Raw genomic sequence first — 22,963 nt, 5'->3', positions numbered from 1 at the left:
AAATAAATGAGAGTTAAATTTAATTAGTTTCTATATAAATTAGATAAAAGATAAATTTCAAATTTTAATAATTATGTAGTAGTTTTAGACGTATTATAATCTATAGAAAAGTAAAAAGTAGTTCCTTTAGTTAATTCGCTTTCGACCCAAATTTTTCCACCTAGTATTTCTATATATGCTTTTGCAATTGCTAATCCTAAACCAGCCCCATCATAATTTCTATTAAGCGATTCACTTCCTTGTCTAAACCTTTCAAATATAAGTTTTTGCTGTTCTTTAGAGATACCAATTCCAGAATCTTTTACATAGAATACAATGGATTCTTTTTTTACTTTATAACCAAATTTTATAAATCCTTGAGTTGTAAATTTTATAGCATTTTTAATAAGATTGGTTAAAATTGCGTAAATTTTTATGTTATCGGTTAAAATATAAGCATTATTATAAGGTAAATCATTATTGAAACTAAAATGAGTTCCCTTTTTTTCAACTTCATCTTTAAAAAGTGCATAAATATTTTCTATTTCGTCATTAATGTTAACTTCAGAAATATTTATTTCCATAATACCCGATTCAATTTTCGAAATATTTATAATATCGCTAATTAAATTAAGCATTCGTTTTCCGCTTTCTTCAATAATATTAATAAATTTTTTCTGTTTATCTCCAGTTAAATTAGGGTTTTTTAGTAAATCGGAAAAGCCTAAAATTGAATTCATTGGAGTGCGTATTTCGTGACTAATATTTGCAAGAAATGCGGATTTTAGTCGGTTATTTTCTTCTGCAAGGTCTTTGGCTTTAATTAATTCTTCATTTTTTTCTTTAAGTTCTTTTTCGTGATTTTTAATTCCTGTTATATTTACTCCAATACTTGCAATACCAGAAGCCGTATTAGAACTTGAATATAATGTAATATTATGCCACGAAATATATAATAATTCGCCATTTTTAGTTAGAATTTCATTTTCGTAATAGGTAGCAGCATTAATGGTTTGAGAAAAAACTTTTTTTAATGTATCTTTTAAAGGGGACTGAATAAAAATATCAAACCAGTTTTTACCTAATATTTCTTCTTGTGTATAGCCTGTTATTTGAAGTAAATAATTATTGCAAAAATTAATAGTTCCATCATTATTTAGTAATAGAGATACTATATTTCCACTTTCTAGAACTTGTGTAAATCTAAGTTCAGACTCTTTTAATTTTAACTGAGCAATGGAATTTTGAAAGTTTGTGTATTGTTTTAGCATTACAATACCCAATAACATAGTTGCTGGTGAATAAACAATTATAAGTGGAATTGAAATGATTTTTAAAGTTGGAAGTATTTTGTCTACTGGTAGAAAAATTGTACAAAAAGACATTGTTATATGTACTATTAATCCCAAAGACAATAATTCTAAGTAGTAGTTTTTAGTTTTCCATTTAGGTCTAAATTTTCTCCAATACAATCCAATTAAACCTGAAGAAATAATTACAGCTAAACCCATCCATAGTCCATCACCACCAATAAATACTCTGCCAATACATGCTATAATTATTGTAATTATTGTTGGAATTGGACCAAAAAATAAACCGGAGATTGCAAGCATTACAGAACGAGTATCAAAAGAAATTCCGGGAGCCAAAGTCCAAGGAGTAAACATTAATACAATACTGATACAGCCTAAAATAATTCCAGTTAGTATTTTCGAAGTATAAGAATTAGAATCTTCATTTTTAATCCAAAAATTTTGATAAATCATTGAAAAACTCAGCAATATAGCAACGTTTTGTAATAAGCCTATTATGATAGATTCTTCCATTTAATTTACTCTAAATAAATTTTTAAGTTGAATTTATTTTTGTTTCAAATTCTGGTAAATTTACTTTTTTTTTACATAAAATGGTATTTTACAATTTAATTTTATGGGATCATAAAATCTTTTAAATAAAAAAGGAACTACAAATAAGTAGTTCCTTTTTAAATATTATAAGTTTAAGTATTTTAAATTAACTCTACAAACAAACCTTCGTCTGTATTATTTACTTTTGCTAAGTTGTGTTTTGTTAATCCTTTAATGGTTTTATCCCATTTTTTATTGCTTAAACCACTTTGAGTTTTTAATTCAGGTAATTCAATTTTTTCAGCTTTTTTCAGCAATTCAAATACAGCCTTTTCATCATCGTTTAACTCAACAGCTGGAGCTTTTTTCTCAGGTTTCATTTGTGGGAAAAATAAAACTTCTTGGATTGATGCATTGTTAGTCATAAACATAACTAAACGGTCAATTCCAATTCCAATACCAGAAGTAGGAGGCATTCCATATTCTAGTGCTCTAATAAAGTCTTGATCAATAAACATTGCTTCGTCATCACCTTTTTCAGAAAGTTTTAATTGATCTTCAAAACGTTCTTTTTGGTCAATAGGATCGTTTAACTCTGAATAAGCATTTGCTAATTCTTTACCATTTACCATTAATTCAAAACGTTCAGTTAACGCAGGATTTGTTCTGTGTTCCTTTGTTAGTGGACTCATTTCTTTTGGATAATCGGTAATAAATGTTGGTTGAATGTAGTGGTGCTCACATTTTTCACCAAATAATTCATCAATCAATTTTCCAACACCCATTGTTTCGTCTACTTCAATACCAACTTTAGTACAAACTTCACGTAATTCAACTTCATCCATTCCGGCAACATCAAAACCAGTATGTATTTTTATTGCCTCTAAAATTGGAACTCTAGCATAAGGTGCTTTAAAACTCACCTGGTTTTCACCAATAGTTAGTTCGGTTGTTCCGTTAGAATCAATTGCGATTTTTTCTAATAGCTCTTCCGTCATATTCATCATCCAGTTGTAATCTTTGTATGCAACATACAATTCCATTACTGTAAATTCTGGATTGTGAGTTCTGTCCATTCCTTCGTTTCTAAAGTCTTTTGCAAACTCATAAACTGCATCAAAACCACCAACAATTAATCTTTTTAAATATAACTCGTTAGCAATACGTAAGTATAAAGGGATATCTAATGCGTTGTGATGTGTTTTAAACGGACGTGCAGCAGCTCCACCAGGAATTGGCTGAAGTATTGGAGTTTCAACTTCTAAATAACCACGTTCATTAAAAAAATTACGCATTGAAGTGGTAATTTTAGTTCTTTTAATAAAAGTTTCTTTTACGTGATCGTTTACAATTAAATCTACATAACGTTGTCTGTAACGTTGTTCCGCGTCAGAAAAAGCATCGTGTACTTTTCCATCGGCATCGGTTTTCACAACAGGAAGTGGTTTTAAACTTTTAGAAAGTACTGTTAATTCTTTTACGTTTACAGAAACTTCTCCAACTTTAGTTTTAAAAACTTCACCTTTAATTCCAATAATATCACCCATATCCAACAATTTTTTGAATACAGTATTATACATTGTTGCTTCGTCATCAGAAGAAATTTCATCACGGTTTAAGTAAATTTGCATTCTTCCGCTTGCGTCTTTTAATTCGGCAAATGAAGCTTTTCCCATAATTCTTCTACTCATCATTCTACCAGCTAAAACAACTTCCTTTCCTTCAAAAGCATCAAAATTTGAAGTGATTTCTTTTATGGTAGTTGTGGTTTTAAATTCTTCAGCAGGGTATGGGTTAATTCCTAAATCGCGTAGTTTTTGTAAAGATTCTCTTCTAACTATTTCGAGTGGTGATAATTGCATGATGCGTATTTTATGATTTACTTTTTATTTACAGTTTGCAAAGATACAATCAAATAAATTATTTATAGAGTTTCAAAAGAAAAAGTATTTATTTTATGATTTCAAATAATAATTTATATATTTGCTCATCGCTTTAAAGGCGATTTAGTTGTGTTGTTTTGATGTGTAAAAGCATCAATAGGTTTATTAAACCAATGGAAAGCTTCCCGAAAAACCGGGACGCTTTTTTTGTTTTATAAAGGCTGTTATTGAAATACACTGAAGAAAGCATCTTTGTATTCCCAGAAAATTGAAAAGTACAATCCAATAAAAACTATAGCAGTAATAAATTTTAAAAATGTTGAGGTTATAAAACCAATAAATGATCCAAAAGCTGCTTTTAGTGCTCTTTTAGAATCTTTGCTATCATTTAACATTTCTCCTATATAAGCTCCAATAAAAGGACCTATTACAATTCCAAAAGGGGGAAAGAAGAATAATCCTAAAATAAGTCCAATCATTGTTCCAATTACTCCATAGCGAGTGCCGCCAAACTTTTTAGTTCCCATAGCCGGTATTATATAATCTATAATCCAAATAATTAGAGCGATTGCCAAAGTAATTCCAAGAAAAGTCCAATTCATGGGAACGGCATTAGTTAAATGAAGAACCAGTAATCCTGCCCAGCTTGTAATTGGACCGGGTAAAACAGGAAGAAAAGATCCTAAAATTCCAAGAAAGGTAAATAAAATACCAACAGTTAAAAGAAATATATCCATATGTTATTTTTTATCAAATTTAATTTATAATTATTTAAATACAATAATCGTGCTATTTTTTAACTAAAAAATTAGTTTAAACTAAATATTTAGTTATATTTGTATTGTTAAACTAAAAACTTAGTTGAAAAATGAATAAACAATTAACAAAAGCAGAAGAGCAGTTAATGCAAGTTTTATGGTATTTGGAAGAGGCATCGGTAAAAGAAATAATAGAAGAATTGCCTTTGCCTAAACCCGCGTATAATACTGTTTCTACGATAATTAGAATACTTGAGACTAAAAATTTTGTAGGTCATAATGCAAAGGGTAGAGGTCATATTTATTTTCCAATTGTAAAAAAAACAGATTATAGTAATCAAAGTTTGCAAAAAATTGTAGATGGTTATTTTGAAGGATCATTTAAAAGTATGGTGTCATTTTTTGTTAAAAAAAATGATGTTGATTTAAATGATTTGGAGGCTATATTAAAGAGTATTAATGACAAAAAGACAGAAAAATGATAAATTATTTAATACAAGTACTGTTGTTTCAAGCAGTTTTATTGGCTGTTTACGATTTTTTTTTACATAAAGAAACTTTCTTTAAATGGAACAGATTTTATTTATTGATTGCGCCATTCTTATCGTTTATTATTCCATTTTTAAAAGTAGAAAGTATTCAAAAAAGCGCAGCTCAAGATTACCTAATTCAACTACCCACGGTTTTTTTAAACCCTCAAAATGTGATTGGACAATCCGAGAATAGTTTAATTGTTTTAGATTTTTTGAAAATTATTTTTTACGTAGGAATGCTTATTTTATTAAGCATATTCTTTGTTAAACTTTTCAAAATATTAACATTAATTTCTTCAAATAGAGTTGTTAAAAAGGAAAATTACAATTTAGTTTTATTGGAGAATAAACATTCGGCGTTTTCTTTTTTCAACTATATTTTTATTCATAAGGATTTACTTGAAAATAATAGTTTTAATGTTATCCAACACGAATTAGTTCATTGTAAGCAAAAGCACACTCTAGATTTATTGTTGTTTGAATTGTTGAAAATTGTGTTTTGGTTTAATCCGTTTATATATATTTTTCAAAAACGTATTACCTTATTGCATGAATATATTTCGGATGCAGAAGTTGTTAAAGAAACAGATAAAACCCAATATTTTAACAAGTTACTTTCTGAAACTTTTAGTGTTGAAAATATCACATTTATCAATGAATTTTATAAACAATCATTAATTAAAAAAAGAATTAAAATGATTACAAAAGAAAAATCTCGAAATATTAAACAGTTAAAATATTTATTTGTTGTTCCGCTGTTAATTGCAATGTTATTTTATTCGTCGTGCTCGGAAAAAGCGCAATCAGATACTCTAAATATTGAAAAGAGTAATAAAAATGATGAGGAAGAATTTAAAAACAAACAAGTAGCGGGTTCAGCTGAAGATGATTCTGTACCATTCTCTAATGTGGATGAAATTCCGGTTTTTCCAGGTTGCGAAGGAACAAAGGAAGAATTAAAAAAATGTTTTCAAGAGGGAATTATGGAACATGTAGGCAATAATTTTAATTCGAAGAAAGCTAAAGGTTTGGAGTTAGAACCTGGAATAAAGAGAATTTTTGTAATGTTTAAAATTGATAGTGAAGGTAATATTGCAGATGTTGAAGCGAAGGCACCACATCAGATTTTAGCAGATGAAGCAATAAGAGTTGTTAGTAGTCTTCCAAAAATGAAACCAGGAAAACATTTAGGGAAAAATGTTGGAGTTAAATATTCCTTGCCTATTGCTTTTAAGGTAGAGAGTGAAGAAGGTGATTTAAAAAATGAAAATGGGTCACAGCCTATTTATATTTTAAATGGAAAGGAAATTTCAGAATTAGAAATGAAGCAATTAAAACCTTCAGATATTGAAAGGATTGATGTACTTAAGGATAAATCGGCAATGGAAAAATATGGAGAAAAAGGAAAAAATGGAGTTATTATAATTACAAGTAAAGTTCAATAGTTTATTAGATGTAAAATATACATTGTTAGATTGTTGACTAAACTAAAAAGTTGTATTTTCACATTGTGAATTTTAAACGTATTTTAAAGCAATTAATTGCATTATTAATTTTAACTGGACTTGTTTTATCATGTACTTATTTTGTAAATAATACTGAAAAGGCAACTATACCAGTAGTAGATACTATTATAGATTTTAATAGTGTTGATGTTTTTCCGTTGTTTCCTAGTTGTGATAGTATTCCATCTGAAGAAAAACAAAAAATATGTTCACAAATTAAATTATCCGAGCAATTATACGCTTCTTTACTTTCTTATAATTTAGTTATTTCAGAGAAAATAAACGACACCATATTTATTAAATTACACGTTGATAATAAAGGAAATGTTTCTCTTGTAAATATGAAGTTTTCGGATTTGGTAAAAAATCAAATTCCTAATATTGATAGTATTGTTGAAATTGGAGTTGGAAAATTGCCTAAAATGTCTCCTGGTTTAAAACGAGGAATACCAGTTACAACAGAATTTACTTTGCCAATTGTTTTAAAAAATTAGAAAAGAGGCTTTCTAAAAGTATTTAATAACGTCATTCTGAATTTATTTCAGAATCTCATCATAAGTATTACCTATCGACAAGTGAACCTGAAACGAGTTCAGGTTGACGCAAATTTAAGCTTTCGGTAAGCCTCTTTTAAATTTCAATATTCTTAATCGTTTAACATTTTCCAAAGCGTGTCTTTTAGTTCTACAAGACCTTGTTGAGCAATAGATGAAATAAATAATGTTTTAATACCTTTTGGAAGGTCTTTTTTAATTTCTTCTTTCAACTCGTCATCAAGCATATCAGATTTAGAAATCGCTAAAAGACGTTCTTTATCTAATAATTCTGGATTGTGTTGTTTAAGTTCGTTCAATAAAATTTTATATTCCTTTTTAATATCATCAGAATCTGCAGGAATTAAAAACAACAGCGCCGAGTTACGTTCAATATGTCTTAAAAATCGATGTCCTAATCCTTTACCTTCAGAGGCGCCTTCAATAATTCCTGGGATATCAGCCATTACAAACGTTTGAAAATCGCGATATTGTACAATACCAAGATTTGGTTTTAACGTTGTAAAAGCATAATCGGCAATTTTAGGTTTTGCTGAAGTTATAACTGATAAAAGTGTCGATTTTCCGGCATTTGGAAACCCAACTAACCCAACATCGGCTAATAGCTTTAATTCTAACTGAAACCAACCTTCTTTACCATCAACTCCAGGTTGTGCATATCTAGGTGTTTGATTTGTAGATGATCTAAAATTCCAGTTTCCTAAACCTCCCATACCACCTTCGAGTAAAATTTGTTCAGTATTTTCTTTGGTTATTTCAAAAAGAATTTCTTGTGTTTCGCCATCTCGTACAATGGTTCCTAAAGGAACATCAATATAAACATCGCCACCGTCTTTACCTGTACTTCTAGATTTTGCTCCGTGACCACCGTGTTCGGCTCTAAAATGCTTATTAAACTTTAAATGGAAAAGTGTCCACAAGTTTGGGTTTGCACGTACAATAATATGTCCTCCTCGACCACCATCACCACCATCGGGTCCACCTTTAGTAATATATTTTTCTCTATGTAAATGGGTAGATCCACCACCACCTTTACCAGAGCTTCCATATACCCTTGTGTAGTCAACAAAATTTCCTTCAGTCATAATATTGTAATTTTATTTATTTAATTATTTAGAAGTTAAGTAATTAGTATTTAAAACACTAAATAATTAAACAACATAAATTATATTTTATCAAAAATTGAGCATAAACGCTCAGTTATTTCTGGAATAGTTCCAACACCATTTGCTCCAAAATATTTGTTTTGTGCTTGGTAATAATCTTTTAAAACAGCTGTTTTTGTATTATATTCATTAAATCTGTTACGAATTTTACTTTCGTCTTGGTCATCAGATCTACCACTAGTTTTTCCACGTTCTAGTAATCTTCCAACTAATAAATCTTCAGGTACTTCAAGTGCAACCATTCCATTAATTGATTCACCTTTTTCTTCTAAAAAAGCATCTAATGCGGCAGCTTGTGATTCTGTTCGAGGAAATCCATCAAAAATGAAACCTTTAGCGTCAGCATTTCTTTCAACTTCAGCTTTTAACATTTTAATTGTTACCTCATCAGGAACTAAATTACCATCATCCATGTATGATTTTGCTAATAATCCAAGCTCAGTTTCGTTTTTAATATTGAAACGAAAAACTTCACCTGTTGAAATGTGAATTAGTTCGTATTTGTCTCTTAGTAATTCTGCTTGCGTTCCTTTTCCTGCACCTGGAGGGCCAAATAATACAATGTTTTTCATGGTTGGTTTTGTTGTTAGTTGATATATACTAGCATAATTTCTTCCTATTCCGTCGTAGTCTAATCCGTACCCTACAATAAATTTGTCGGGAATTGAAATTCCTATATAATCTATTGGTAGTTCTTTTTTAAACACGTCGGGTTTAAAGAATAACGTTGCTATTTTTAGTTGTTTTAATTTTTTATCTTCAAATATTTTGTAGATTTCTTCAAGAGTATTACCGGTATCAATAATATCCTCAAGAATAACTACAGTTCTACCTTCTAAGTTTTCATTAACACCAACAAGTTGTTTTATTTTTCCTGTTGAATTAGTTCCTTGGTATGATGCTAATTTTACGAATGAAACTTCACAAGGTCCGTTATATTCACGAACAAAATCTGCAACAAACATAAAACATCCATTTAATATTCCTATAAATATTGGAGTTTCATCTTTACAATCGGCGTATACTTTTTGTACAACGCTTTCAACAGCTTCTTGTATTTGAATTTCAGAAATATACGATTTGAAATATTTGTCGTGTAATTTAATAATGCTCATTGGTTCTGTTTGTTGCAAATGTAATAATCAATAAATAATTATCATATTCTGTTTGTAATAAAATGCTAATTTGAAATAGAAAAAACCGTTTTGATATTTCAAAACGGTTTTTATGTATTTAATTCTTTTAAATATATTATTTTTTAGAATCTACTTTTTTTACTGTATCATACATTAATGGAGATGCAATAAATAGTGATGAATACGTACCCACTACAACACCAATAATTAATGCAAACATAAATCCTTTAATAGAATCACCTCCAAACAAGAAGATAGCCATTAAAACAACTAATGTTGTTAACGAAGTATTGATAGTTCTACCAAGTGTGCTGCTTAAAGCAGTGTCTACGACTTTAGAGAATTTCCAACCAGTATGAATACCTGCAAATTCACGAATTCTATCAAAAATTACCACGGTATCGTTCAACGAATATCCAACTACTGTTAAAATAGCCGCAATAAATGATTGTCCGATTTCCATATCAAATGGCAATATTTTATAAAATATTGAGAATATAGAAAGTACTATTAATACATCGTGGAATACTGCAGCTACAGCTCCAAGACTGTATTGCCATTTTCTAAATCTAAATAAGATATATAAGAATACAACCAATAACGAACCTAAAATTGCCCATCCTGCAGCAGTTTTAATATCATCTGCAATAGTTGGCTCAACTTTTATAGAGCTCATTATACCTACGGTTTTCTTTCCATCAAACCCAGGTTTAAATTCATCCATTGAAAGTCCTTCAGGCAAATAACCTTTTAAACCTTTAAATAATAAATCTTGAACTTCATCATCAATATGATTTCCTTCTTCTTCAATTTTATACTTTGTAGTAACTTTTAATTGACTAGACTCACCATAAGTTTTAACTTCAGGAGCACTTCCAAAAGCACCTTTAAGAGTTTCTGAAACTTCTGTAGGACTTATGGTTTTATCAAATTTAACAACGTAAGATCTTCCTCCCACAAAATCAACTCCATAATTTAATCCATTTGTAAACAATGAAATTAAACCTCCAAGAATTATAATTGATGAAATTACGTATGCAATTTTACGTTTGGTTAAGAATTTAATATCAATTCTTCTAAACCATTTTTTAGTAATGTTTGTGTTGAAAGTAAACGTTTTTCCTTTAGCAGCATACCAATCAATTAATAAACGAGTGATAAATACCGCTGTAAACAATGAAGTAACAATACCTACCATTAATGTATAAGCAAAACCTTTTACTGGTCCAGTTCCAAATACATAAAGAATAATACCAGTTAACATTGTTGTAATGTTAGCATCAATAATTGCTGATAATGCACCTTTAAAACTAAATCCGTGCTCAATAGCTCCTTTTAATCCTTTTCCTTTGTCAAGTTCTTCTTTAATTCTTTCGAAAATAATTACGTTGGCATCAACCGACATACCTATTGTTAATATAATACCAGCAATACCAGGTAAAGTTAATACTGCTCCAAAGGCAGTTAAAATTCCGAATATAAATAAAAGGTTAACTAATAAGGCAACATCGGCAAAAGCACCTGCTTTACCATAGTAAAAAATCATCCAAAGTAATACTAATAACAGCGCTAATCCAAAAGAACTCATACTACTATTAATTGCTTTTTGACCTAAAGATGGACCAACAACTTCTGATTGGATAATATGTGCAGCAGCTGGTAATTTACCTGCTTTTAATACGTTTGCAATATCTTGTGCTTCTTCAACGGTCATGCTTCCACCAGAAATAGAAGTTCTACCAGTTGTAATAGCTGTATTTACTGAAGGTGCTGTATGAACGTTGTCATCTAAAACAACAGCTACAAATTTACCTACATTTTCGGTAGTCATTTTTGCCCATTGTCTTGTTCCGCTAGCATTCATTGTCATACTAACTTCAGGTTTTCCTGTTTGTCCAAATTCTTGACTTGCATCATCAATAACATCACCTTCAATTGGAGCAACATCTTCACGGTTAGATTTTATACCGTATAAGTAAATTAACTCAGTAGCATCATTTCCGTCAGCTGCAGCAGATGTAAATGATTTTGAATCCCAAAGGAATTTAGCGTATTTCATTTCATTTGTTAGCAGTGCTCTAACTTCTTTCATTGCTAAGTATGAATTTACTTTTGCAGTGTCAATAACCTTAGCTGTTCCTATAATAGAAGAAACTTGATTTTGAGATTGAGGAATGCTTGGCGATAAAACAGAAAATAAATTTTTTGTTCTTTTAGTAGCTAAAGAATCTGAAACTTCACCTAAAAGATCTTCTAAATCTTCTTTAGCGCTAGTTGAATCAACTTCTGTTTCTGTACTTTTTAATAAATTTTCTACTACAGAGTTTGCTTGAAAAAAGAAATTTGCTGTTTCTTGGTTAGAATAAACTTCCCAAAACTGTAATTCGGCAGTACTTTGTAATAATTTTTTTACACGATCAATATCTTTAGCTCCTGGTAACTCAATTAAAATACGACCAGAATTTCCAATTCGTTGAATGTTTGGTTGGGTAACACCAAATTTATCAATACGACTTCTTAAAACTTCAAAAGCAGTATTTACTGAACCTGTAACTTCAGCTTCAATAATTGGCATTACTTCTTTATCAGAAAGTTTGAAATTTATTTTTTCTCTTAAAGACTTATTTCCAAAAATGCTAGGGTCGCTTAATTTAACACTTCCAGCACTTGTTTTTTCAAAAGCATCAAAAAATAAATCTAAAAAACGATCATCACTATTTCTTTGAGCTTCTGTTGCTCTCGCTAAAGCTTCGTTGAATATTGGATTTTTGGATTCATTTGATAAACCAATTAAAATATCTTTTACAGAAACTTGTAAAATAGCATTAATACCTCCTTTAAGGTCTAATCCTAAATTTAATTCTTTATCCTTAATATCGTTATAACTAAATTTTGCAATACCTAAATCAATAACTGGTTTATTTGCAATTGAGTCTAAGTAAACTCTTTCTAATTTTGCGATTTCTTTACCGTCGTCAGATTTAGATTCAGCATATGTTTTAGCTTTATCTTCAACACCATTTGTAAACCATGTAAATGATAATTGGTACAAACTTACTATTCCAAATAGGATAGCGAATAACTTTATAAGTCCTTTGTTTTGCATTTTAAATTATTTTAATAAAAAATTCTTTTGTAATAAACGTGCAAATATATAATTTCAAATAGAGACTGACAATACTTTTGGGCTTTTTATACCTATTAATTTAGGGTTTAATATTTATATGGAATCTAGACTACTAAATTTATATATTTGTTACCTTAAATTAGATCAAAATGAAACATTTAACGGATATTGAAATAGCACAAAGTAAAAAGCTAGTAAATATTAAGAAAATTGCAAGAAAATTAAATATTGATGAAGATGATTTAGAACTTTATGGAAAGTACAAAGCTAAGTTGCCGTTAAGTATTATTGATGAAGAAAAAGTTAAGGAAAATAATTTAATATTAGTTACTGCAATGACACCAACTCCAGCAGGAGAGGGAAAAACAACCGTTTCAATTGGTTTAACAGAAGGACTAAATAAATTAAATAAACAAGCTACTGTTGTTTTAAGGGAGCCATCATTAGGTCCAGTTTTTGGAATGAAAGGTGGGGCAGCAGGAGGAGGTTATTCTCAGGTTTTACCAATGGAAGATATCAACCTTCATTTTACAGGTGATTTTAATGCTGTTGAAAAAGCAAATAATTTGCTATCGGCTTTAATTGATAATAATTTACAAAGTAGCTGTTGCAAATTAAATATTGACCCAAGAACCATTTTGTGGAAACGTGTAATAGATTTAAATGATAGAGCATTACGCAGTGTAACAATTGGATTAGGTGGAAAAGCTCACGGAATTCCAAGAGAGGATGGATTTAACATTACACCTGCTTCAGAAGTAATGGCAATCCTCTGTATGGCAAGTGATTTAAAAGATTTAAAAAAACGATTGGGTGATATTTTAGTTGGTTTTACATTTGATAATAATCCAATTTTTGCAAGAGATTTAAAAGCTGAAAATGCGATGGCCATTTTATTGAAAGATGCTATTAAACCTAATTTAGTGCAAACATTAGAGGAAAATCCAGCTATAATCCATGGTGGTCCATTTGCTAACATTGCTCAAGGAACAAATACCATTATAGCTACAAAAATGGGACTTTCATTATCTAATTATGTGGTTACGGAAGCTGGTTTTGGTGCAGATTTAGGTGCTGAAAAATTCTTAAATATAAAATGTGTAGCCTCTGGGTTAAGTCCAAAAGCAGTTGTATTGGTGGCTACAATACGCGCACTAAGACATCACGGAGGTTCATCAAAAGAAGAATTAAACACTTCTAACTTAAATTATGTAAAACAAGGATTTTGTAACTTAGAGAAGCATATTGAAAATATTAGAAAATTTGAAATTGAACCTGTTGTAGCAATAAATTACTTTAGTGGAGACTCGGAAGATGAAATTAATTTTATTGTTAATGAATGTAGCAATATTGGTGTGCAGGCCGTAGTTTCTAAAGGTTGGGCAAAAGGAGGTGAGGGATGTAAAGATTTAGCCGAAGCTGTTATTAATGTTGTAGAAAGAAATAATGCTCATTTTAAGCCACTTTACGATTACAATTTACCAGTAAAGGAAAAAATTGAAATAATTGCAAAAGAAATTTATGGCGCAGATGGAGTTGATTTTGATAAAATGGCAAAACTTAATTTAAAACGAATAGATAGACTAGGTTTTGGTAATTTCCCTATTTGTATAGCAAAAACTCAAAAGTCATTTTCTGATAATGAATTTTTAAGAGGAAGGCCTAAAAACTTTGTAGTAACTGTAAGAGAAATTAGTATCTCGGCTGGAGCAAGATTTATTATTCCAATTTTTGGACAAATGATGCGTATGCCTGGCTTACCATCGGTTCCTGCTTCCGAATCTATGCATATTGATGACAAGGGAGTAATAAGCGGTTTAAGTTAAATAATTATGTAGTCATGAGTTTAATTACTAGTTTTTCAAAGATTAAAACTTGTTCTTTTTTCTTTGCTTAACTACATTTTTAACCATTTTACCAAAATTTTTATTTTTCTTTTTTCTTTCAATCGAACTTGATTCAAAGAATTCTTTTTCGCGTGTCATTTTTATATAATTATTATAGGAGTCTATATTAATAATTCCATTTTCAATGGCTTCTAAAACTGCACAACCAATTTCGTTTGTATGGGCGCAATTATTAAATTTACAATTGTTAGATAAGTTTAAAATTGTATTAAAAGTTATTTCTAAACCTTTATCGGAACTTGTAATTCCAACTTCCCTCATTCCTGGATTGTCAATTAAAACTCCATTTTCAGAAACAATTAATTCTCTACTTGTTGTAATATGTTTTCCTCTATCAATAGCATCACTTATTTCTCCGGTTGCCATTATTTTTTCACCAATTAGGTTATTAATTAGTGTAGATTTTCCAACACCAGATGAGCCCAATAAACAGTATGTTTTACCTTTACTTAATATTGATTTAATTTCATTTAACCCAATTAATGATTGATTACTTAAGTTAATAATGGTTATGTTATTTATTCTTTTTTTAATGCTTTCAATAATCGATTTTAATTCATTTTTGTCAATCAAATCAATTTTGCTTAAAACTATAATAGGTTTAATATTAGACGAATTACAAATAGTTAAGTAGCGTTCCAATCTATTTATACTAAAATCTCTATTTACAGATTGAATTATCAAGGCAACATCTATATTTGTTGCAATAATTTGAGTTTCACTTAGTTTACCAATGGCTTTTCTTTCTAATACCGAGCTACGTGGAAAAACAGCATGTATCAATGCTTTATGATCGTCATATTCCGAAATAGCCACCCAATCTCCAACAACAGGTAAATCGCACTTTGATTTAGCAGTAAACCTTAGGTTCCCAATTAGTTCTGAATCTAGTTCGTTTGTTTCCGTTTTAACGGTATATCTATCTTTATGTTCCGAAATTACACGTCCTACAGCAAAAGAATTTAAATTATTTTCTTCTCTATATTTTTCAAGTTTTAAATTATATCCTAAATCTTCAAGTGTCATTTTACAGTTTTTTTTAATATAATTATTATAGCACTAAGATGATTATGTTTTTCTAATTTTTAGTTTTTATTTATTAAAACCATATTTTCTAAAAGTTAAATTAATTCTAGGTTTTTTATAATCTGAATTTAAAGGAAGCGCATGTTCATATCTTTCCTGGCAGTATTCTCCCATTACAAGCAAGCTTCCATTTTCTAACTTAAGCTCATTTACTTTTCCAGTTTCCTTTTCTCTAAGTAGGAAAATTCGTTCTTCACCTATACTTAAAGAAGGTATTATAGTAGTATCTCCAAATGCAATATAATCTGAATGAAAATCTACACCTGAGTTTCCATTGGGATAAAAAATACAAACGCAAGTTTCAAATTTAATACCCGTATGTTTTTCAATACTTTTTTTTAGAAACGCCATCTTTTCAGACCATATTTTATTGGGACCCCAAACTAACTCTGGAAATTTTCCATTTTCAAAAAGTTCTTCATCAAGAAACATCATTTTACCGTATTTTTCTTGAAAATATTCACCATTATTCATTTTTATCTTTAAAGGAGTGGTAAGTTCTTTGTAAGTCAATAATTCATTAAATAGTTCATCACAATCATTTTTGGATAAAAATGATTGAACATATTCAACAGAGCAATTTAAATTTAATTTCATATGATTAAATTATCTGGATTTAAAGCTTTTAAATATACTCTAATTTACCATTTTTTTGATTTTATTTTGAGGTTTTAGGAGTTTTCTTTTGTTCTAATTATTCTATAAAAATTCATTGAGTCTTTAGTGTTAAAGACACTTTTTATCCAAATCAGGAAAAGATCTGTAGGTGTAGTATTGCAAAACTTCTTCTAAAGCCATTTTAAGTGCTTTGTTAACGGGTAATATAATGTTTCCTAAATGAAAATCTATTTGATTTAGTTTCATGTAGTATTCAGTAAACACAGGTACTTTTAATCCTTTTGTAATTGCCTCACTCGTCTTGTAATAATTAGCTGTCTGACTTTCTTTAATTATTTTACAAGTAGCTAATCTTAGTTTCCCAAATTTTTCCGTATTGGCTGCAAATCCAAATAATCGACAAATTAAACCTCTATATTTGTAATTTCTGCAGCGTCCTTGGTTAATAACAGTGAGCGGTTTGTAGATTAAACAAGTTAAATTTTTTGTGTTATTAATAATTTTAAGTGTTTTTTCCGCTTCTCCAGTTAAATACAAATGAAAGGCCCACGGTAAGAATTCTAATGGAGAAGCCTCCACATTGGGGAAAGTGCAACATTTTCCACAACCAGAAATACAACTCAATTCTGATGATTTTTTAAATTGAGCGATTTCTTGCTCTAATTGATGAAATAGTTTTTCTACCAATTGTACTCTTCGCTCTATTGACATTATTTTTTATGGAAGGTAGACTTAATAAAACTAAGTAGATGCATTTCTTACATAAAAGAATTTTTATTGTTTGAGTTTAACAATTTTTTTGAAGCTATAATTTAATTAGTTTTGTATAATTAAATTACTAATTAGAGATCAATATTAATAATATATTTAGCTATATTTAAATAATTGATAAAGCTCTAAAAATTAATACAGTAATAGGTTTTTACTATTTTCATTATTTTATTAAAACTATGTCTCATTATTTATTAGAACAAAATATTAAGAAAAACATACACCTTTCTAATGAAGATTTAACCACTGTTTCCAACTATTTTAAACCTTTAGATTTAAAGAGAAAAGAATTTTTATTAACTCAGGGAAGCATTTGTAAATTTGAGGGCTTTGTAGTGGATGGTTGTTTCAGGGTTTTTACTTTAGATAAAAAAGGAAACGAAAACACCCTATATTTTGCAGCTAAAGATTGGTGGTTAATGGATATAGATAGTTTTATGAATCAAACCGCTTCAAATTTAAATATACAAGCATTAGAAGATAGTAAAGTGTTGTTAATAAGCAGGAAAGATAAAGTATCTTTGTATGAGTCACTGCCAATTGTAGAAAAACTTTTCCGTATTATGTCGCAAAAAGCACTAGTTTCGTGGCAAAGGCGATTAATACGAAATCATTCTTTTACGGCAAAAGAACGCTATTTTCATTTTATTGAAACCTATCCCGATATTTCATCTAAACTTACAGATAAGCAAATAGCAGGTTATTTAGGTATTAGCCATGAATTTTTAAGTAAGATAAAAAAAAACAGCAAATAATTTTATTCAATTGAACTTGTTCAACTTTTTTATCGTTTTCATTTAAGTTATTTGCGTAACTAAAATTATTAATGGTAATGAAAAACATACTTAAAAACGAAACAAAAGCAAACAAGGTTAAATTATTAAGAGGTTTTAAACTTTTAATTTTATTTATACTTTTAAATACAGGAACTACTTTTGCACAAGTATCAAATGATATAACACATGAAGAAGCTTTAAAAGCTGTTTTAGCAGCAAAAAAGAAAGCCGAAATTTCAAATGTATTGGTAAATATAGCAGTTGTAGATGCTGGTGCAAATTTAAAAGCCTTTATTAGAATGGACGGTTCTTTTTTGGGAAGTATTGATGTTGCTATAAAAAAAGCAAAAACATCGCGCTATTTTAACATAGCTACAGGAGATTTAGGTAAACTTACCCAGCCTGGAGGTATAATTTATAATATTGAACATTCAAACGGTGGGCTTATGAGCTTTCCAGGAGGAGTTCCTATAAAAGACAAAAATGGTGTGATAATAGGAGCCATTGGCGTAAGTGGAGGAACTATTGAACAAGACCATGAAATTGCAATGGTAGGAGCAAAATCAATTATAAAATAATTTATTAAATTCAAAAAAAGATTAGAATTATGAATAATATTAAAAAATGGTTTCTTTTTGGGGTTGTACTTGTATCTCAAATTTGTTTGTCACAAAATAGTGATGAATTAATGCTTTATAGGCAAGATTTTAAAGATATTTCGGGAAATAATACGGTTTCTGTTACAAGCTATGAAAAAAATGGCGCTCATTTTGTGTATGCAGGTGGAGTAGGTAATGTGGATGTTTACAATATGGATAAAGAAGGTATTCTTACACCAATTAGTAACCATGAACTTTATATGAAAAAAGGGCCGGCAAGAGGAATGGTTGCCGATAATATTAACGGTACAGACTTTTTGTTTATAGCCAACAAGCACGGAAATGTTATAGAAACGTTTAAAATTTTAGACAACGGTTCTCTTAAACGTGTTGCTTTGATTGAAGATACGGATAAAACGCATCTAGGTACAGCAATTACGCTACAAGTTGTTCATATGAAAAAAGCATCATATCTTTTTGTTGGAGGTTTAGAAGAAACTCCAGGACTAAGTAGCTTCAAAATTCAAAATGATGGAAAACTAACTCATGTACAATCTATGAAAGATGATGAAAAAATTCATACGGATGGAATTATTGGGATGTTTATTCATAGAGTAAAAGGAAAAACATATTTGTATACAAGCGGATTTCAAGATAATGGTGTAAGTAGCTTTAGAGTTTATGAAAATGGAAAATTTAAAAATGTAAACAATATAAGTGACAATACTACAGATCGATATTTAACGGGAGCTTACCCAGTAACAGGTGTAACTTTAGGCGATAGTAAATATGTTATTGTAGGTCATAGGCATCATAAATATTACAAAAGAGGTGGATTTATAAAAAGAACAAACTTTGTGTATCATGGAGATGCCGTAAGTGTTTTTAAGGTGAACAAAAAAGGAGCCTTAATACCACATTTTATTTTAAAAGATGATGAAACAACCAAACTTCAAGGACAAACAAGAATTGAAATTGTTTCAACAGACAATAATGAAGCCGTATTAGCAGTTGGTACAAGAGACGATGCTAGTATTCAATTATTAAAATTAAACAAAGAAGGTATTTTAAGTCCTATCAATTATTTAGAAACAGGTTTTTCAATTTATTATGGTTTAAGATCACATAAAATTGGAAATGACAATTTCCTAATTGCAGGTTCTTTTAGATTTGATTTAGGTAAAGTGGCAACCTATAAAATTGCTCCTAAAATTAATAGAGAAGGAAAAATTTTAAGGCATATGGTAAACTTAAAATATAAAAAAGAAGCTACCAAAGAGCAAATTAAGGAGGCAGTTAACACTTTTGTAAATCTTAAAAATGAAATTAATGAAATTGCTAATATTGAATGGGGAATAAATGATAGTACTGAAGGTGTGAGTAAAGGATTTACACATTGTTTTACGTTAACTTTTAATAACGAACATGCAAGAGAAATTTACTTATTTCACAAAGCTCATTTAGACTTAGTAAGTAAAATTGGTCCGCTAATAGATGATGTATTTGTTATGGATTATTGGGTGAAAAAGTAATTAAATAAAGCCGTAAATTTTAAAATAGAAATATAATATGAACGATATAAAACATAAAAAAGCAATTATAACAGGAGGAGGAAGAGGCCTTGGTAAGGCAACGGCAATTGCTTTCGCAAAGGAAGGTATTGATATTGCAATAACTGGTAGAGATGAAAAAGCATTAAAAGAAACCGTTTCTCAATTAGAAAAGTTTGGAGTTAAAGCTATATATTCTGTTTTTGATGTAGGTAATTATGAAGAGGTTAAAAGCGGTATTAAAAGTATTATAGATACCTTAGGGAGTGTAGATATTTTAGTTAATAATGCAGGAGTTGGCGGATTTGGATTATTTAAAGAGATGGAGGTTGCCGTATGGACTAATATTATTCAAACTAATTTAATGGGTATGTATTATGTGACAAAAGAGGTTTTACCACATTTATTAAAACAAGATGGAGGTGATATCATAAACATTTCTTCTACGGCGGGTTTGAATGGAAATGCCAGTACTTCAGCTTATTCAGCTTCGAAATTTGCAGTTATAGGGATGTCAGAATCACTAATGAAAGAAGTTCGTAAAGATAATATTAGAGTTTCTACATATACTCCTAGTACATTTGAATCGGATATGTCCATTAATGCTGGAATAGCAAATAAAGGCTCTCAAGAAAGCGTTTTACAACCTGAAGATTTTGCAGAATTAATTGTTGCGGGTTTAAAACTTCCAAGAAGAGCAATGCTTAAAAGTGCGGCTTTATGGTCTACTAATCCTTAATTTAAAATGAGATGTATTAAACATTGGTAATACTAAAAACAATGTTTAGAGTTTATAACACAACAAAAAAGCGTTTCTTAAAGAAACGCTTTTTTTATACTAAAATATGTTTAGAGTTTAATTTGTAATGCAGCACAGGTAAATACTATTTATTGTATTTTATGTGGTATTTATCTAATAATCCGGTTAGGTATTTTACCGAACCTATTACTCCCAATTTACCTTCTGCTCCAGATACAATTCCTACTAAATATCCATTGGAATCTATTACCGGAGAACCACTTCTACCAACAGGATTGATGTTTTCTGTTTTAGTTAAAATATAATAATAGTTCCCTAGATTTTGGTACATTTTCATTTTAATAAGTGATGGAGATTTTGATGTTTGTTTATGTCCCCATCCAACGGAGTATACAATTTCTCCTTTTCTAATTGGTGTTGTTCTAATTTTTAAAGGGTAAATATCTTTATGCACACTGTTAATTTTAAAAATAATCCAATCTCTATCTTTCAATGTGTTAAATTCACCAATAGGTTCACTATTATTTTTATTAATTAATTTGTTAATTTGAACACTTTTTTCAATTTGACCTTTTGGATACATAGTCCAGCTTTTAAAATCCTTTCCTAAATCTATTGTATTTAAATTATTATTTTTAAAAACCATAAAAAAGTGTTTACAAGTAACAGCAATGGTATCATAACCAGTATCAATTAAAAATGAATTTGCAATATTTTGGTAAATTGTATCTGTAAACTTAATTGTATTTGTTAAGGCAAAGTTAGGCCATTGAGATGTTTGTTTTTCCATCCAAGGTTCTTTAACAAAAACTTTTTCTTGATTATGGCAACTTAAAAATATCAAGATTAACAATAGGTAGTAACAATTTCTCATTTTAAATATTTTATGAAGCATACTATTATCTGAACGCTTCTATGTAAATACTTTTTTCACTTTAATAAATTTAAGAATAATTTAAATAAGTTACTGCAAATGTTTTATAATGTTTTAAAGAGTAAGTATAATTCTAATAAAAAGGAGGTATTAATTTAAAAATTAATTGAACTTTTAATTTGAAGTATTGAACCACTTTCAAGCTGAGGTTGTTTTTTTATGCGTTTATTTTTCTCCAACTAGATATGCTCCTAAAGGACGAATATATTCTGAAGGAGCCGCATTAACTTCTAGTTGTTTATTCACATATTTCAACACAATTTCTTCATCTTCCATAGTGGTACCATCTATATTTGTTGTTGTTGAAAAGGTAACAGCTCCGCCTGCATCTGTAATATTTTTCACAAAACGATACGCTTGTTCGCCATCAAACATTAATTCGGATCTTTCACTAGACCAAGTTGATCGTATAGGTAAAAACAAATGTTTTAGAGTTAGTTTAGAGCCATCATATGAAGTAGTTGCAGATGTTTTAATATCAGCTACCGTAAATTCTTCATAGGCCCAAGAATTTGGAGGTGCTCCTTGTGCTAATGGAGTTATATGTCCTGCTGTAATATCCGACCAGGGATCTTTTGCGGTAAGCTTTATAATTTTGTAATCAGTATCATCAGAGTCTTCAATTCCGTCGCTATCAACTTTTAAAAAATTGCCATTCATATCTTTAAAATAATCTTTATCATAATTAGCAGCAACTATTACATCTGGATCTACATTGCGTATCATTTGCACAAATTCAGTTCTTTCACTATCGTTACCAGGATAACTCGAAAAAGCATCAATCCAATAGCCATCTACTCCCAATTTTTCAAAACGTTTTATATAACCTTCACATAAATTCATCCAAGCTTTATGTTCGTTATTAGAGAAATAGTGCGCAACATAGTTATTCCAAGACGCAGCACCGGTTGCTGTAGCTCTTTTTGCTGGGCTCATTCCATTTAAGTATAAAATTACCTTCTTATTTGCATTTTTAAACTCGGTAATTACATCAATTATAACTTGTTCATTGGCTAAACTAGGTACAAATTCCTCATCTATAACTGCGCCCGAAACCCCCATAACAGCATCAATATTTTCGTTGGTTCTTAAGGTCCATAAATGTGAATTTGCATTGTTAGTAGCATTTGTAATTACGTGTCCCATCGTAGGGTAGCTGTTTATTATTTCTTTAGCACCTGCTAAATAATTATAGCCTTTACCTCCGTTAGAAATCGCTTTTACATAATAATTTAAATCTTCGCCTCCTCTCACATATAATCGAGCTCCCCAAGATCCTTGAAGTGTTAGCGATGTAGTTTTAACAGGACTATCTATATTGCTTTCATTTGTACAAGATGTGGAAATTATGATTACAGTTAAAATTGTGATCATATTTTTAGCAGATTTCATAAATGTTCTTTATTAGCAAAGGTAATTAATATTCAAAATGGTTTCAATATTTAAGAAATTGATTTTGTAGGGTGTTTTTTCT

Annotated in this window: 19 protein-coding genes; 8 read left to right on the top strand and 11 right to left on the bottom strand. The window is 29.5% G+C overall.

Features of this window, described 5'->3' with window-relative positions; all coding sequences use genetic code 11:
- Positions 1-71 precede the first annotated feature (71 nt).
- The 3 genes from Q0776_RS17615 to Q0776_RS17605 form a co-directional block, all read right to left on the bottom strand.
- Positions 72-1,805: a LytS/YhcK type 5TM receptor domain-containing protein gene (locus Q0776_RS17615; protein WP_298371305.1), complete on the bottom strand. Its 1,734-nt coding sequence runs from the start codon at positions 1,803-1,805 to the stop codon at positions 72-74.
- Positions 1,806-1,987: 182 nt separating this feature from the next.
- Entirely contained in the window at positions 1,988-3,688 is a 1,701-nt protein-coding gene (lysS, locus tag Q0776_RS17610; protein ID WP_298371302.1) for a lysine--tRNA ligase, read from the bottom strand.
- A gap of 245 nt (positions 3,689-3,933) precedes the next feature.
- Complete coding sequence (locus Q0776_RS17605) at positions 3,934-4,446, bottom strand: DUF456 domain-containing protein (RefSeq protein WP_298371299.1); 513 nt, start codon at positions 4,444-4,446, stop codon at positions 3,934-3,936.
- 131 nt (positions 4,447-4,577) lie between these two features.
- On the opposite strand from Q0776_RS17605, the gene Q0776_RS17600 reads away from it, so the two are divergent.
- From Q0776_RS17600 to Q0776_RS17590, 3 genes are all read left to right on the top strand, one after another.
- Positions 4,578-4,949 (top strand): BlaI/MecI/CopY family transcriptional regulator, encoded by a 372-nt coding sequence (locus Q0776_RS17600; RefSeq protein ID WP_298371297.1) that lies wholly within the window; start codon positions 4,578-4,580, stop codon positions 4,947-4,949.
- Positions 4,946-6,445 carry a M56 family metallopeptidase gene (locus Q0776_RS17595; protein WP_298371294.1) on the top strand — a complete coding sequence of 500 codons (1,500 nt, stop codon included), beginning with the start codon at positions 4,946-4,948 and terminating at the stop codon, positions 6,443-6,445. Before Q0776_RS17600 ends, Q0776_RS17595 begins: the two co-directional genes overlap by 4 nt.
- Positions 6,446-6,510: 65 nt before the next feature.
- Positions 6,511-6,999, top strand: coding sequence for a hypothetical protein (locus Q0776_RS17590; RefSeq protein WP_298371291.1), 489 nt, complete (start codon positions 6,511-6,513; stop codon positions 6,997-6,999).
- Positions 7,000-7,151: 152 nt separating this feature from the next.
- On the opposite strand, the gene obgE is transcribed toward Q0776_RS17590, so the two are convergent.
- The 3 genes from obgE to secDF form a co-directional block, all read right to left on the bottom strand.
- Entirely contained in the window at positions 7,152-8,144 is a 993-nt protein-coding gene (obgE, locus tag Q0776_RS17585) for a GTPase ObgE (RefSeq protein WP_298371288.1), read from the bottom strand.
- 80 nt (positions 8,145-8,224) lie between these two features.
- Complete coding sequence (locus Q0776_RS17580) at positions 8,225-9,340, bottom strand: adenylate kinase (protein ID WP_298371285.1); 1,116 nt, start codon at positions 9,338-9,340, stop codon at positions 8,225-8,227.
- A 136-nt stretch (positions 9,341-9,476) separates the two neighbouring features.
- Entirely contained in the window at positions 9,477-12,467 is a 2,991-nt protein-coding gene (gene secDF, locus Q0776_RS17575) for a protein translocase subunit SecDF (protein ID WP_298371284.1), read from the bottom strand.
- Between the two features lie 170 nt (positions 12,468-12,637).
- On the opposite strand from secDF, the gene Q0776_RS17570 reads away from it, so the two are divergent.
- On the top strand, positions 12,638-14,314 hold the full coding sequence (locus Q0776_RS17570) for a formate--tetrahydrofolate ligase (protein WP_298371281.1): 1,677 nt from the start codon (positions 12,638-12,640) through the stop codon (positions 14,312-14,314).
- 42 nt (positions 14,315-14,356) lie between these two features.
- On the opposite strand, the gene rsgA is transcribed toward Q0776_RS17570, so the two are convergent.
- From rsgA to Q0776_RS17555, 3 genes are all read right to left on the bottom strand, one after another.
- Positions 14,357-15,421 (bottom strand): ribosome small subunit-dependent GTPase A, encoded by a 1,065-nt coding sequence (rsgA, locus tag Q0776_RS17565; RefSeq protein ID WP_298371278.1) that lies wholly within the window; start codon positions 15,419-15,421, stop codon positions 14,357-14,359.
- A gap of 66 nt (positions 15,422-15,487) precedes the next feature.
- Positions 15,488-16,078 (bottom strand): alpha-ketoglutarate-dependent dioxygenase AlkB, encoded by a 591-nt coding sequence (locus Q0776_RS17560; protein ID WP_298371275.1) that lies wholly within the window; start codon positions 16,076-16,078, stop codon positions 15,488-15,490.
- A 129-nt stretch (positions 16,079-16,207) separates the two neighbouring features.
- The gene (locus Q0776_RS17555) at positions 16,208-16,810 is read right to left on the bottom strand and encodes a YkgJ family cysteine cluster protein (protein ID WP_298371272.1); all 603 of its coding nucleotides are present in this window, start codon (positions 16,808-16,810) and stop codon (positions 16,208-16,210) included.
- A gap of 239 nt (positions 16,811-17,049) precedes the next feature.
- On the opposite strand from Q0776_RS17555, the gene Q0776_RS17550 reads away from it, so the two are divergent.
- The 4 genes from Q0776_RS17550 to Q0776_RS17535 all read left to right on the top strand — a co-directional run bounded on the left by Q0776_RS17550 (position 17,050) and on the right by Q0776_RS17535 (position 20,534).
- The gene (locus Q0776_RS17550; protein WP_298371269.1) at positions 17,050-17,625 is read left to right on the top strand and encodes a Crp/Fnr family transcriptional regulator; all 576 of its coding nucleotides are present in this window, start codon (positions 17,050-17,052) and stop codon (positions 17,623-17,625) included.
- A 77-nt stretch (positions 17,626-17,702) separates the two neighbouring features.
- Positions 17,703-18,224, top strand: a complete 522-nt coding sequence (locus Q0776_RS17545; RefSeq protein WP_298371266.1) for a heme-binding protein — start codon at positions 17,703-17,705, stop codon at positions 18,222-18,224.
- A gap of 29 nt (positions 18,225-18,253) precedes the next feature.
- Entirely contained in the window at positions 18,254-19,777 is a 1,524-nt protein-coding gene (locus Q0776_RS17540; RefSeq protein ID WP_298371263.1) for a Dabb family protein, read from the top strand.
- A gap of 37 nt (positions 19,778-19,814) precedes the next feature.
- The gene (locus Q0776_RS17535) at positions 19,815-20,534 is read left to right on the top strand and encodes a 3-ketoacyl-ACP reductase (RefSeq protein WP_298371260.1); all 720 of its coding nucleotides are present in this window, start codon (positions 19,815-19,817) and stop codon (positions 20,532-20,534) included.
- Between the two features lie 145 nt (positions 20,535-20,679).
- Here Q0776_RS17535 and Q0776_RS17530 read toward each other — a convergent pair whose 3' ends face one another.
- A complete protein-coding gene (locus tag Q0776_RS17530; protein ID WP_298371257.1) occupies positions 20,680-21,429 on the bottom strand; it encodes a serine protease in 750 nt (249 codons plus the stop codon).
- A gap of 225 nt (positions 21,430-21,654) precedes the next feature.
- On the bottom strand, positions 21,655-22,881 hold the full coding sequence (locus Q0776_RS17525; RefSeq protein WP_298371254.1) for a hypothetical protein: 1,227 nt from the start codon (positions 22,879-22,881) through the stop codon (positions 21,655-21,657).
- Positions 22,882-22,963: the final 82 nt, after the last annotated feature.

The sequence above is a fragment of the uncultured Lutibacter sp. genome (assembly GCF_947495725.1).
Lineage (GTDB): Bacteria > Bacteroidota > Bacteroidia > Flavobacteriales > Flavobacteriaceae > Lutibacter.
Note: the sequence above shows the minus strand (reverse complement) of the source record. Positions and strands in the feature narration are given on the sequence as shown.